At 70.3% G+C, this 12638-nt stretch carries 12 protein-coding genes; 5 read left to right on the top strand and 7 right to left on the bottom strand.

Annotation, left to right across the window (positions count from 1 at the left end):
* The first annotated feature begins 15 nt into the window (after positions 1-15).
* Together MED01_RS34195 and MED01_RS34200 are read left to right on the top strand one after the other, a co-directional pair.
* The gene (locus tag MED01_RS34195; RefSeq protein ID WP_238672713.1) at positions 16-1722 is read left to right on the top strand and encodes an ABC transporter ATP-binding protein; all 1707 of its coding nucleotides are present in this window, start codon (positions 16-18) and stop codon (positions 1720-1722) included.
* Between the two features lie 50 nt (positions 1723-1772).
* Entirely contained in the window at positions 1773-3464 is a 1692-nt protein-coding gene (locus tag MED01_RS34200; protein ID WP_238672714.1) for an ABC transporter ATP-binding protein, read from the top strand.
* 6 nt (positions 3465-3470) lie between these two features.
* Here the strand turns inward: MED01_RS34200 and MED01_RS34205 are convergent, their stop codons facing one another.
* Genes MED01_RS34205 through MED01_RS34225 form a run of 5 tightly spaced genes read right to left on the bottom strand, consistent with a single transcriptional unit; the run spans position 3471 to position 8489 of the window.
* The gene (locus MED01_RS34205; RefSeq protein ID WP_238672628.1) at positions 3471-4400 is read right to left on the bottom strand and encodes a carbohydrate ABC transporter permease; all 930 of its coding nucleotides are present in this window, start codon (positions 4398-4400) and stop codon (positions 3471-3473) included.
* Positions 4400-5308, bottom strand: a complete 909-nt coding sequence (locus MED01_RS34210; protein WP_238672630.1) for a carbohydrate ABC transporter permease — start codon at positions 5306-5308, stop codon at positions 4400-4402. Before MED01_RS34210 ends, MED01_RS34205 begins: the two co-directional genes overlap by 1 nt.
* 18 nt (positions 5309-5326) lie before the next feature.
* Positions 5327-6763 (bottom strand): N-acetylglucosamine/diacetylchitobiose ABC transporter substrate-binding protein, encoded by a 1437-nt coding sequence (gene ngcE, locus MED01_RS34215; RefSeq protein ID WP_238672632.1) that lies wholly within the window; start codon positions 6761-6763, stop codon positions 5327-5329.
* Positions 6764-6789: 26 nt separating this feature from the next.
* The gene (locus tag MED01_RS34220; RefSeq protein ID WP_091403970.1) at positions 6790-7539 is read right to left on the bottom strand and encodes a sugar isomerase domain-containing protein; all 750 of its coding nucleotides are present in this window, start codon (positions 7537-7539) and stop codon (positions 6790-6792) included.
* The gene (locus tag MED01_RS34225) at positions 7536-8489 is read right to left on the bottom strand and encodes a MurR/RpiR family transcriptional regulator (protein ID WP_238672633.1); all 954 of its coding nucleotides are present in this window, start codon (positions 8487-8489) and stop codon (positions 7536-7538) included. Before MED01_RS34225 ends, MED01_RS34220 begins: the two co-directional genes overlap by 4 nt.
* Positions 8490-8695: 206 nt before the next feature.
* Between MED01_RS34225 and MED01_RS34230 the strand changes: the two genes are divergently transcribed.
* From MED01_RS34230 to MED01_RS36435, 3 genes are all read left to right on the top strand, one after another.
* Positions 8696-9682 carry an N-acetylglucosamine kinase gene (locus tag MED01_RS34230; RefSeq protein WP_238672634.1) on the top strand — a complete coding sequence of 329 codons (987 nt, stop codon included), beginning with the start codon at positions 8696-8698 and terminating at the stop codon, positions 9680-9682.
* 290 nt (positions 9683-9972) lie between these two features.
* A complete protein-coding gene (locus MED01_RS34235) occupies positions 9973-10518 on the top strand; it encodes an SDR family NAD(P)-dependent oxidoreductase (RefSeq protein ID WP_238672635.1) in 546 nt (181 codons plus the stop codon).
* A complete protein-coding gene (locus MED01_RS36435) occupies positions 10515-10595 on the top strand; it encodes a hypothetical protein (protein WP_372493794.1) in 81 nt (26 codons plus the stop codon). The genes MED01_RS34235 and MED01_RS36435 overlap by 4 nt, the downstream gene beginning before the upstream one ends.
* Before the next feature lie 209 nt (positions 10596-10804).
* On the opposite strand, the gene MED01_RS34240 is transcribed toward MED01_RS36435, so the two are convergent.
* Both MED01_RS34240 and MED01_RS34245 read right to left on the bottom strand, forming a co-directional pair.
* Positions 10805-11704, bottom strand: a complete 900-nt coding sequence (locus MED01_RS34240; protein ID WP_238672636.1) for a carbohydrate ABC transporter permease — start codon at positions 11702-11704, stop codon at positions 10805-10807.
* Positions 11701-12609 carry a carbohydrate ABC transporter permease gene (locus MED01_RS34245; protein WP_238672637.1) on the bottom strand — a complete coding sequence of 303 codons (909 nt, stop codon included), beginning with the start codon at positions 12607-12609 and terminating at the stop codon, positions 11701-11703. The genes MED01_RS34240 and MED01_RS34245 overlap by 4 nt, the downstream gene beginning before the upstream one ends.
* Between the last annotated feature and the right edge of the window lie 29 nt (positions 12610-12638).

Consider the following 12638-nt stretch of genomic DNA (forward strand, 5'->3'; position numbering starts at 1 on the left):
GACGCCCGCGGTCCGATGCGCTACCTGTGGTGGCTCGTCCGCCGCCAACCCTGGCGGGTGCTGCGCGGCAGCCTGATCGGCACGGCCTGGATGATCGGGCTCTCGGCCCGGCCCTACCTGATCGCCCGCGCCGTCGACGACGGGCTGCGCGAACGCGACACCCGGGCCCTGGCGCTCTGGGTCACGGCGATCGTCGTCGCTGGCGTGGCCCTGTCGTACCTGGGCATCATGCGGCACCGCACGATGACCTTCATCCGGGAGGACGCCAAGGCCCGCTCGGCGGAGGTCCTGCTGCGCCACCTGTCCCGCATCGGCGCGGTGCTGCCCCGCCGGGTCGGGGCGGGTGAGGTGTCCACCATCGGCGGCTCCGACATCGACTGGACGGCGCAGGTGCTGACGCTGACCGGGCCGGGCGTCGGCGCTGTCGTCGCGTACGGGGTGATAGCGGTGGTGCTCTGGTCGATCTCCCCGATGCTCGCGCTCTGCGTGCTGGTGGGGGTGCCGGTCGTCGGTCTGATCGTGGGGCCGCTGCTGCGCCGCCTGGAGCAGGTCGAGTCGGTCTACCGCCGGCAACAGGGCGCGCTCACCGCCCGATCCGGTGACATCGTGGCCGGGCTGCGGGTGCTCGCCGGGGTGGGCGGCCGGGACCTGTTCGCCCGACGGTACGCGGCCCGGTCCCAGGAGCTACGCGCCGAGGGCTACCGGGTCGGCGCTGTCAACAGCTGGATCGACGCGGCGACGGTCGCCATCCCCGGGTTGTTCCTGGCGGCGGTGGTGTGGCTGACGGCCCGGATGGCGGTGACCGGTGACGTCACGATCGGCGAGTTGGTCGCCGTCTACGGCTACGTGGCGACCCTGATCGTGCCGGTCTGGTTTCTGCTGGAGGGCAGTTACCAGCTCATCCGCGGTCGGGTCGCCGCCCGACGAATCGCCGACCTGCTCAACGTGACGCCGGACGACGTCGGTGGTCCGGGCCGCCGGTGGCCGGGCGCCGTGCCCGAGGCACGCCGGCCCGACGACCGGGCCGGGCCGGACCGCCCGGCCGACCTGCACGACCCGGTTACCGGCCTGACCGTGCGCGCCGGCCAACTGACCGGGGTGGCGGCAGATGATCCGGCGGCGGCCGTCGCACTGGCCGACCGGCTCGGCCGGTACGTCGCCAGTGACGTCACCTGGGGGGCCGTGCCGCTGCGCGAGGTCGCCCTGGACGAGGTCCGCGCGCGGATCCTCGTCGCCGACCACGACTCCTACCTCTTCGCCGGCACGCTGCGCGACATCCTGTGCGCCGGGGCCGACGGCGACGACGAACGGATCGGCGCGGCAGTGCGGACCGCCTCGGCGCAGGACGTCGTCGACGCCCTGCCCGCCGGGCTGGACACTCCGATCGACGCCCGAGCCCGGACGCTCTCCGGCGGTCAACGTCAACGGGTGCGCCTGGCCCGGGCGTTGAGCATCGAACCGGAGGTGCTGATCCTCGTCGACCCGACGTCGGCGGTGGACGCGCACACCGAGGCGCGGATCGCCGAGCGGCTGCAGGTTGCGCGGGCCGGGCAGACCACAGTGGTGATCGCCACGTCGCCGCTGCTGCTCGGCCGGGCCGACCTGGTCGCGCTGCTGAGCGCCGGCCGGATCACCGCCACCGGCAGCCACGCCGACCTGCTCGACGACGACCCGGCCTACCGGCACCTGGTGGCCCGCGGCAGCGAGGAGGCGTACCGGTGAGCCGGCTGCCCGTCGCCGACCGCGGCACCGTACGCCGGGCCCTGCGGGACATGATCAGCCGGCACCGGCGCGCCGTCTGGGTCGTGCTGGCGCTGCACAGCGCCGCCGCGGTCGCCGGGCTCGCCCCGCCGTGGCTGCTGGGCACCATCGTCGACCGGGTCACCGCGGGCGCGGACGTCGCCACCGTGGACCGACTGGCACTGGCCATCGCCGGGTGCGTCCTGGTCAGCGCCCTGCTCTCCCGGTACGCCCAGTACGCCGGCCACCGCTTCGGCGAACGGGCCGTCGCCGAGCTGCGCGAGGAGTTCGTCTCCCGGACTCTCGGGCTACCCGTCTCGGTCGTCGAGCGTGCCGGCTCCGGGGACCTGGCCACCCGCAGCTCGGTCGACGTGTCGACGGTCGGCACCACGGTCCGGGACGTGGTGCCCACCATCGTCATCGCCACGGTGCAGTTGACGTTGCTGTTCGGGGCCATCTTCCTGCTGCACCCGCTGCTCGGGTTGGCCGCGCTGGCCGGGCTCCCGTCAATCGTGGGGGTGACCCGCTGGTACCTGCGCCGGGCCAGCTCCGCGTACCTCACCGAGGGCGCGGCGGCGGCCGAGCTGACCGAGACGCTGACCACCACCGCCGAGGGCGCGCGCACCGTGGAGGCGCTGCGGCTGGCCGACGACCGGATCCGGCACGGCACCACCCGCGTCACAGCGGTGTGGCAGGCCCGTCGGGCGACCCTCGCGCTGCGTACCGTGTTCTTCTCGGTCGTCGAGGCCAGCTATCCGCTGCCGGTCGCCATGGTCCTGCTCGTCGGGGGCTACCTGCTCTCCCGGGACATGGTGTCGCTGGGCGCGGTGGTCGCCGGCGCGCTCTACCTGCAACAGGCGATCGACCCGTTGGACCGGCTGTTGCAGTGGACCGAACAGGCGCAACGCGGGTTCGCGTCGTACGCGCGGCTGCTCGGCGTGGGTCTGGTCCCGCCCGAAGCAGCCGGCACGACCGCCTCGTCACGGGGCGAGCGGCTCGTCGTTCGAGGCGCCCGGTTCTCCTACTCCGACGGGACGGACGTGCTGCACGGCATCGACCTGGAGGTGCAGCCCGGTGAGCGGCTGGCCGTCGTCGGCCCGTCCGGCGCTGGCAAGTCCACACTGGCCCGTCTGCTGGCCGGGATCGACGCGCCGCGTCAGGGCCTCGTCAGCATCGGCGGCTGCCCGGTCACCGACCTCGACCCGGCCGAGCGTCGCCGCCGGATCGCCCTGGTCACCCAGGAGCACCACGTCTTCATCGGCTCGGTACGCGACAACCTCTCCTTCGCCGCGCCCGACGCCTCCGACGAGCAGATGCGCGCCGCGCTGCTCACAGTGGGCGCCGACTGGTTTGCCGGGCTACCCGACGACCTGGACACCCAGCTCGGCGACGGGGCCCGTCAACTCGGTGCGGCCGAGGCCCAACAGCTCGCGCTGGCCCGGTTGGTGCTCGCCGACCCGCACACGCTGATCCTGGACGAGGCGACCGCCGCGCTCGATCCGTCCACCGCCCGCCGCACCGAACGCGCGCTGGCCGCCGTGCTGGTCGGGCGGACCGTCATCGCGATCGCGCACCGGCTCAACACCGCGCACGACGCCGACCGGGTGGCCGTGCTCGCCGACGGTCGGATCACCGAGATCGGCAGCCACGACGAGCTGGTCGCGGCCGGCGGAGCGTACGCGGCCCTGTGGCGCTCCTGGCACACCCGCGTCGACGAGCGCTGAGGCGTCCTACTTCACCGCGCCGGAGGTGAGGCCGGCCTGGATCTGACGCTGGAACACCGCATACACGATGATCATCGGGAGGATGGCGATGGTCAGCGCGGCGAACAACCCGGACCAGTCCGCCTCGTAACCGGCGTTGACCGAGATGTCGGCGATGCCCTGGGTGAGCACCCACTTGTCCTTGGCGTTGGAGAGCAACACCAACGGGAGCTGGTACTGCGCCCACTGACCGATGATGTTGAAGATCGCGACGCTGATCAGACCCGGCTTCGCCATCGGCATCATCACCTGGAAGAACAGTCGGCTGTGCCCGCAGCCGTCGATCATCCCCGCCTCGGCCACCGACGACGGCAGCGTCTTGAAGAACGCGGCCAGGAAGAACACTGTGAACGGCAACGAGTACGCGGTGTAGACCAGCACCACGCCGGTGTGGGTGTCCAACAGACCGAGGTTCTTCACCACGAAGAAGAGCGGCACCAGCGCCAGGAAGACCGGGAAGGCCAACCCCGAGACGAACAGGAAGTAGACCGCCCGGTTCCCCCAGAACTTGTAGCGGGCCAGCACGTACGCGGCCATCGAACCGAGCAGCATGGTGAGGAACGTGCTGCACGACACCACGATCACGCTGTTGAGGAAGTACCGCCCGACGTGCGCCTTGGTCCAGGCCCGCCCGAAGTTCTCCCAGCGCAGCTCGGCCGGCAGCGTCCACGGGCTGCTGAAGATCTCGCTGGTGTTCTTGAACGCGGCGAGGAAGGTCCAGAGGATCGGCACGATCACGATCACCGCCCACACGGCGAGCGCGACGTGCCCCAGGCTGGCGAAGAACCGTACCTCCGAGCGGGGGCCCTTCGGCCCCGACCCGGTGGGGGCGGACGGGTCACCGGTCTTCGGCGGCAGCGCCGCCGGCGTCGGCGGCAGCGTCGACTGCGGATTCATCAGTACTCCACGCTTTCCCGCTTGGTGAGCCGCAGCGTCAGCGCCGCGAACGTGAGGGTGAGGAAGAACAGCGCCACGCCCATCGCCGAGGCGTAGCCGTACTTCGAGTAGACGAACGCGTTGCGGTAGATCTCCATGGCGAGAACCGTGGTGGCGCCGTCCGGGCCGCCACCGTCCACCGAGAGCACCGCGACGATGGCGAACGCGTCGAACGCCGCGATCCCGAGGTACACCCAGGCCACCTGGAGGGTGTCCCACAGCAGCGGCAGGGTGACCCGGAAGAACAGGGTCACCTTCGTCGCCCCGTCCATCTCGGCGGCCTCGTAGATCTCACCGGGGATGGAGGCCATCCCGGCCGAGAAGAGCACCACGTAGAAGCCGACCGCCTGCCACACCAGCACCGCGATGATCGACCAGAGGGCCAGGTTCGGCTTGATGAGGAAGAGGACCGGCTCGATGCCGAACTTCATCAACACGCCGTTGATCAGGCCGGACTCGTTCGGCCGGTACACCATCTGGAACAACACAGCGATGATGGCCACCGCCAGGACCTGGGGGAAGAAGAACACCACCCGGTAGAACTTCGCCCCCCAGACCCCCTGGCGTTGCCCGCCGCTGCTCTTGCCGCCCACGTTGAGCAGGAAGGCGAAGAACAGGGCGATGGCAATGGTGATCAGCGGCAGGGCAAGCAGCAGTACGCCGTGGTGCTGGACCGCTTTCCAGAAGGCCCCGTCGTCGAGCAACCTCCGGTAGTTGTCGAAGCCCACCCACTGCGGGGCCGACAGCCCCCGCCAGTTGGTCATCGAGATCTGGAACGCCTGCGCGTACGGCCAGATCACGAATGTCACGTACAGCGCGACCGGGGCGAACAGGAACCCGATCACGAATGGATACTTGCCGTGCCGCATGACCCTAGCTCCGATCGATCAGCGCTTGAACTTGGTGACGGAGCTGTCCTTCTTGATGGCGTCGGCGCGCTTCTGGATCCGCTCCACGAAGGCGTCGGCGTTGATCCGGCCGAACATCAGCTCGTTGGTGGCGGTACGCGCCTCCGTGTCGAGCTCCTTGTACCAACCGTCGAAGTACAGGTTGAACACGTCCTGACCGGCCGCCTTGAGCGCGGCCTGGGAGCTGGCCACACCGGGCGGGAAGGCGAAGCCCTCCGAGCCGGCGGTGACCACGGTCGGGGCCTTGACCACCTCGGTGAAGCCCTTCGCCCCCTCCTTCGACAGCATCTGGCGCATGTACTCCAGCCCGCCCTTGGGGTTCTTGCTCTTCGCCGAGACAAAGTAGCCCTCACCGGCGGTGGCGCGCAGCGCGGTGGCCGGCAGCTTGTCCGAGGCGGACAGGCTCGGCACCGGCATGAGCTGGTAGTCGAAGCCGGCCGGCGTGTCCTTCTTCTGCTCGCCCTCCAGCCAGTCACCGCTGGGGTACATGGCCACCTTGTACTGGTTCTGCCGCAGCTGCACGTCGGTGTGCTTTAGCCCCTCGAAGCTCTTGTCGCTGAACTTCGCGCCGACCTCGGCCCACGCCGCGGCAGCCTGCTTGACGGCGTCCTGCTTCCAGGCACCGTCCTCCAGGTTGTCGATGTTCTTCAGCACGTCGGTGCCACCGATCTTGGCGGCGTGGGTGAGGATCACGTTCCACTGGTAGTACGCAGCGTTCGCCCCGGCGTAGCCGTACGGGGTGATGCCCTTGGCCTTGATGTTCGTGAGCAGGGCCATGAACTCGTTCCAGTCCTTCGCCGGCGCCCAGCCGTTGTCCTTGAACAGCTTGCCCGAGTACCAGATGCCGAAGACGGTGGAGACGTAGTACAGGACGAACGGCTTGCCGTTGAACGAACCGGCCTCGATGGTGCCCGGCACCACCGTGTCGCGGACCTTCTTGCTCGGATCGTCGACAGACGGTGCGTCCCACAGCTCGGTGAGGTCCTGGAGCTGACCGTCGGCCACGAGCGCCCCGAAGTCCATCAGCTTCTCGCCCGAGTTGTTCACGAACTCCGGCGGGTTACCGGAGGCGAACCGCGGCTGGAGCACAGTGGAGACGGCCTGGGTGGCCTGGTGCTTGACCTCGGCCTTGGGGAACGCCTTCTTGTACAGCGGCTCGTGCACGTCGGTGGCGTACTTCTCGCCGTAGCCACCGTTGAAGATGACCACCTCGATCGCGGCGTCCTCCTTGACGCCCAGCGGGTTCTTCTCGCTCTTGGTGCCACCGGCGACCTGCTCGTTGTCACCGTCGCTGCCGCTGGTGGCGCAGGCGCCGAGCAGGCCGATGGCCGGAGTGGCGAGCATGCCCACGGCGGCGGCGCGACGCAGCACCGTGCGACGGTCGAGTGCGGCCGGGTGTTCGGGGGTAATCGACATCGTCGTCTCTCCTTGTGAAATTCGGGTCATGCGGTACGCCGGAGACGTCCGGCGTACCGCGACTCGAGGGCGAGGTTGTGCTCGTCCCCGCCGGGGACGTTGGCGGAGAGGTAGATAGGGGGTACCTCCCCGGCCTGGTGGAACCGTCGTACCACCTCCGCGGTCAGCAACTGCGCCAGCAGCGCCGTGGTGACCGAGGAGACCGCACAGACCGCGCCGCCGCCCTCGAGCGGCAGCAGTGCATCGCCGTACGGCGCGCCGTTGTCCAGCACGACGTCGGCGAGGTCGGCGAGCCGGTGCCCGGACGGGTGCCGTGGGGCGACCCGCGCGGTGTGCTCGACCGAGGTGACCGCGATCAACGGGTGACCGCGCTCGGTGACCAGCGCCGCCAGCTCGACCACCGAGCCGTTGATGCCGGATTGGGACGCCACGACGAACACGTCGCGCGGCTGGGGCGCCGCGAGCGCGTAGATCTGGTGGGCGATGGAGGGATCACGTTCCAGCTTGGGGTCGGCGAGCACGTCACGCGGGGCGTCACCGTGCATCACCAGGTCCCGGACCGAGAGCCTGTTGGTGGGGACCAACCCGCCGGCCCGGGCGACCAGCTCGGCGGCGAACGCCTCCGAGTGCCCGGCGCCGAACGCCTGGAGCACGCCGCCGTCGCGCAGGCTGTCGGCGATCAGGTCGGCGGCCCGGGTGATCCCGTCGGCCTCCGAGTCGAGCAGCCGGTCGAGCACCGGGCGGACGGCGTCCGCGTACCCCTGGGCGCTGATCATGAGAGGGCTCCCTTCGCCGCCTTGTGCCCGTCGACTGCCTGCGCTGTCCGCCGGAAGGCCGCGTGCGCGCGGTCGTGCGTGCGTTGGGCGACGGCGATGTAGAGCAGGTCGAGCACCACCAGTTGGGGGTGCCGGGCGGAGAGCGCGTCCGGTCGGAAGGTGGTCGCCTGGCTGGCCGTGAGCAGCACGATGTCGGCCAGCTCGGCCAACGGGGAGCGGGGGAAGCCGGTGAGCGCGAGCGTGGTGGCGCCCCGGCTGCCCGCCTCGGCGAGCATCTCGATCGTCTCCCGGGTCTGCCCGGTGTGCGAGATGCCGAGCGCCACGTCCCCCGATCGCAGCAACGCGGCGCTGGCCAGCCCCTCGTGCACGTCGTTCCACGCCCACGCGGCCACACCGATGCGGTGCAGGCTGAACTGCATCTCCTCACCGACCAGGGCGCTGCCACTGGCACCGAAGATGTTCACCCTGCTGGCGCCGGCGATCGCCACAGCGGCCCGTTCCACCTCGGTGAGGTCGAGCAGTGTGGCGGTGTCGTGCATGGCCCGGGTGTCGGCGGCCATGATCTGGTCGAGCACCCGGGCGAGCGGGTCGCTCGGCTGGATCTCCCGTCCGATGTCGACCGTCCAACCGGCCGAGCGGGCCCGGCCGGTCTCGGAGGCGATGCCCAGCCGCAGGTCGGCGTACCCCTCGAAGCCCATCGCCCGGCAGAAGCGGGTGATGGTCGCCGGTGAGGTGCCACTGCGCTCGGCCAGCTCGACGATTGTCGACCGGGCGGCGGCCTCCGGGTCGCTGAGCACGTGCTCGGCGACCCGACGCAGGGCGCCGGTCAACTCGCCGAGCCCGTTGCGTACCCGGGCCAACACCCCGTCGGAGGCCGAGGTCCGCCGGTCGATCACGTTGGCGTCGACCACCGCGGTCCCCGCGACGGTGTCCACCTCGTGATCAACCATGAGACGCCTCAGCTTTCCGAAAAGACTGTTAACTGTTAGTGGTAAAAGTTCTTACTGAACGACCCCCTGTGTCAAGACTGTGGGCGAAGTTTTCAAACTGTTACCTGGTGCACAGCCCGCCAGTCCCGCCACAACTTGCCCCGCACGACCCCGCCGACCAGCATGAACAAGCCAGATCGCCGTTCCGCGCAAGGAGACTCGTGCCGATGTCCGACACCGTCGTGGTGGGTCTCGATATCGGCGGTACGTCCACCCGGGCGACCGTCCTCACCCTCACCGGGCAACGCCTCGGCACCGGCCGCGCCGGCGGCGGCAACCCCACCAGCCACGGCGCCGAACGCGCCGCCGCCGAACTGCTGACCGCGCTCCGCAGCGCGCTCGCCGACGTCGACCCGACCCGGGCGGCCGCCGGCACCATCGGGCTCGCCGGAGCCGGCCGGCTGCTCGCCGACCCCGCCGGGCGGGACGCCTTCGACCAGGCCTGGCACGACGCCGGCCTGCGCTGCCCGTACGAGGTGCACGGCGACGCCCTGGTCGCGTACGCCTCAGGCACCGCCGCCGCGGACGGAACCATCCTCATCGCCGGCACCGGGGCGATCACCGCCCAGGTCCACGAGCTGCGACTCGACCGGATCGCCGACGGCCACGGCTGGCTGCTCGGCGACGCCGGCTCGGGCTTCTGGCTCGGCCGGGAAGCCGTACGTCGACTGCTCGCCGACCTCGACGCCGGCAGTGGGCTCGGCGCGCTGACCACGACAGTGCTCACCGAGATTCTGGGCAGCGCCGACATCGCCGCCCGCCCCCGGGACACCGTCGACGCCACCATCCAGACCGTGACTCGTCGCCCCCCCGTCGAACTGGCCCGGCTCGCGCCGCTGGTCGTCGACGCCGCCACCCACGGCGACCCGGTCGCCGCCTCGCTGATCAGCGAAGCCGCCACACACCTCACCGAGAGCGTGAGCCGGATCCGCCCCGCCGGGGCCGTGACACCGATCGTGCTCGGCGGTGGCCTGCTCACCGCTGACACCCCGCTGGCCGCCGCCGTCCGGGCCGAGATCGCGCGACACTGGCCGGACGCGCCACTGCGTACCGCCGGAGACGGGGCCGCCGCCGCAGCCTGGCTGGCCGCCCGCGGCCTACCCGAGGTGACCGACCCGGCCGCCCTGCACGCCCGCCTCTTCCCCACCCCCTGACACCCCCGGCGCAACGCGCCCGCAGCACCCCCGCCTGCCCGGCACCCCGCCCCACGCGCCGCGCCACCCCGCCCTGCACACCGCGCCACCCCGCCCCACGCGCCGCGCCACCCCGCCCTGCACACCGCGCGCCGCACGCCGCACGCCGCACGCCGCGCATGATCGCGCCCGATCCAGGTTGTAGTGCCCTCCGGTCGCGACGAGGGGACTCTTTCCAGGTTCCAGCACGATCACCGACGCGCGGCACCCGAGACGAGCGCGCTCACGGCGGCAGGCGGCCGCGTATCCGCGTGGCCTGCCCCGGCCGTGAGCGGCTGGGCGGCGGCATCGCCCACTTCATCGAGGCGGACCTCTCGGCGGGCGGCGTCGAGATCCGCCGCCTCGCACACGAGGCGACGACCCTGGCGGGGCGGCCGGTCGACATCCTGGTCAACAACGCGGCCTTTCTCGTGCCACCTCACCCCATGACGGAGTCGACCGAGGAACAGATCGACAAGGCGCTCGAGGTCAACGTCAAGGCCCCGTTCCTTCTGGCGGCGGCCCTGGTGCCCGGCATGGTGGAGCGGGGTGGCGGCTCCGTGATCAACATCGGCTCGATCGGCGGCGTGGACGGAATCAAGTTCACTTCGCTGTACGGCGCCAGCAAGGCAGGCCTGCACTCGCTGACGAGGTCGTGGGCCGCGGAGTTGGCCGCCGACGGTGTGCGGGTGAACACCGTCGCCCCCGGACCGACCATCACGGAGGGCAGCGAAGACCTCCGCCCCCTCCTGGAGAAGCTCGCGAGAGCAACCCGGACAGGCGTACGGGCAACGTGCAGGACACCGCCGCTGCCGTGATCTTCCTTGCCAGTGAGGACGCCTCACACATCCACGGTGTACTCCTCCCGGTGGATGGCGGGGCTCTCGCGATCTGAGGACCGGCCGGCTCGGCGCGTCGGCGCGCCGAGCCGGCGTCGACCGGATCTCCAGGGCCCGACGCACGTCGGGCAGCGCACACGTCGAGCGGTTCCGACTGATCAGTATCGGTCAGACCCGAGCTGCCTGGAGATCGATGCCGGTCCCGCCACAGTCGCCCGGGGTACGCGGGGAAGCTGCCCCGATGACCGGGAGGCACTGACCGACCCTACTTGAGCTGCCCTGCGGTGAGGCCCGCCTGCACCTGACGTTGGAAGGCCACATAGACGGCAAGCACCGGGAGCACCGCGATGCTCAGCCCGGCGAACAGACGAGCGTAGTCGCCGGCGTACCCCTGGCTGACCGACAGCGCGAACAGCCCCTGCGCCAGCATCCACTTGGACGCGTCGCCCTGCAACAGCACCTGCGGCAACAGGAACTGGTTCCAGTGGCTGAGGAAGTTGAAGATCGCCACACTGATCATTCCCGGACGGGCCATGGGCAGCATCACCCGGAAGAAGAGCCGGAAGTGACCGCAGCCGTCGACAAGTGCGGCTTCCGCCACCGAGGTCGGCAGGGTCCGGAAGAAGGCGGTCAGGAAGAACACGGTGAACGGCAGCGAGTAGGCCGCGTACACGAGGATCAGCCCGAGCCAGGTGTTGAAGAGACCGGCGTTGCGGACCACGAAGAAGAGCGGCACCAGGGCGAGGAACACCGGGAACATCAGGCCGCCGACGAACAGGTAGTAGACGACCTGGCGGCCGCGGAACTCGTAGCGGGCAAAGACGTACGCGGCGGTGGCACCCATCAGCATGGTGAGGCTGACCGAGCCGGTCACCACCACCAGGCTGTTGAGGAAGTACCTACCGATGTGCGCGCCGGTCCAGGCCCGCGCCCAGTTGTCCAGGTGCAGCGCGCCGGGGAGCCCCCAGGGGTCGGCGAGGATCTCACCGTTGGTCTTGAACGAGCTGATGAACATCCACAGCAGTGGCAGCACGGTGAGCAGGCCCCAGAGCAGCAGGAAGCCGTGCGAGAGGGCGTTGGCCACGCCGAGTTCGCGGCGCACCGGGCGGTCCCCGCTGGTGACCGGGTTCGGGGCGGTCGCTGTGGGCTGATCCAGAGTGGTCACGAGTACTCGATCCGTTCGCGCCGGCCGATGCGCAGCGACAGCACCGCCACCGAGAGGGTCAGGAAGAACATCACCACGCCGATGGCCGAGGCGTAGCCGAACTTGGTCTCGCTGCCGAAGGCGGTGTCGTACATGCGTACGCCGATCACGTCGGTGGAGAAGTTCGGCCCGCCGTTGGTCATCAGCTGCACGAGGATGAACCCGTCCAGGGCGAAGATGGCCAGATAGACCCAGGCGACCTGGACGGTGTCCCAGAGCAGCGGCAGGGTGACCCGGCGCAGGGTGGTGAACCGGGACGCGCCGTCGAGCAGGACGGCCTCGTAGATCTCCTTCGGCACTGCCGACATCGCCGCGCCGAACAGCACCACGTAGAAGCCGACGTTGCTCCACACCATCACCGCGAGCACGCACCAGAAGGCGGTCGCCGGGTCGCCGAGCCAGGTCGGAGCGGGCAGGCCGAGGCCGTGCAGAGCGGTGGTGAGCAGCCCCTTGTTGGGGTGGTACACCTCCTTCCACAGCAACGCGATGATCACCACGGAGAGCACCTGCGGGAAGAAGTAGACGGTGCGGTAGAGCGCGCCGCCGCGTACGCCGGTGACGCCGGCACTGCCCTTGCGCCCACCCATGGCGAGCATGGTGGCGAAGAAGAGCCCGAGCACGATGGTCAGCACCGGCACCAGTCCCAGCAGGATCGCGTTGTTCTTCAACGCGTTCCACACGTAGTCGTCGTGCCAGAGGGTCTTGAAGTTGGCCAGTCCGACCGGGTTGGCGTCGGCCGAGTAGCCGAGCCAGTCGGTGGTGGAGATCTGGAACGCCTGGAAGTACGGCGAGACGACGAAGAACACGTACAGCAACACCGGTGGCACCAGGAACGTGACGATCAGCGGCCACTTGCCATGTTTCACGAGAGGGACCTCTCCGAGGGGGGACGGCC

Origin of the sequence: Micromonospora alfalfae, assembly GCF_022230925.1 — a bacterium.
In the GTDB taxonomy this organism is placed as follows: domain Bacteria; phylum Actinomycetota; class Actinomycetes; order Mycobacteriales; family Micromonosporaceae; genus Micromonospora; species Micromonospora alfalfae.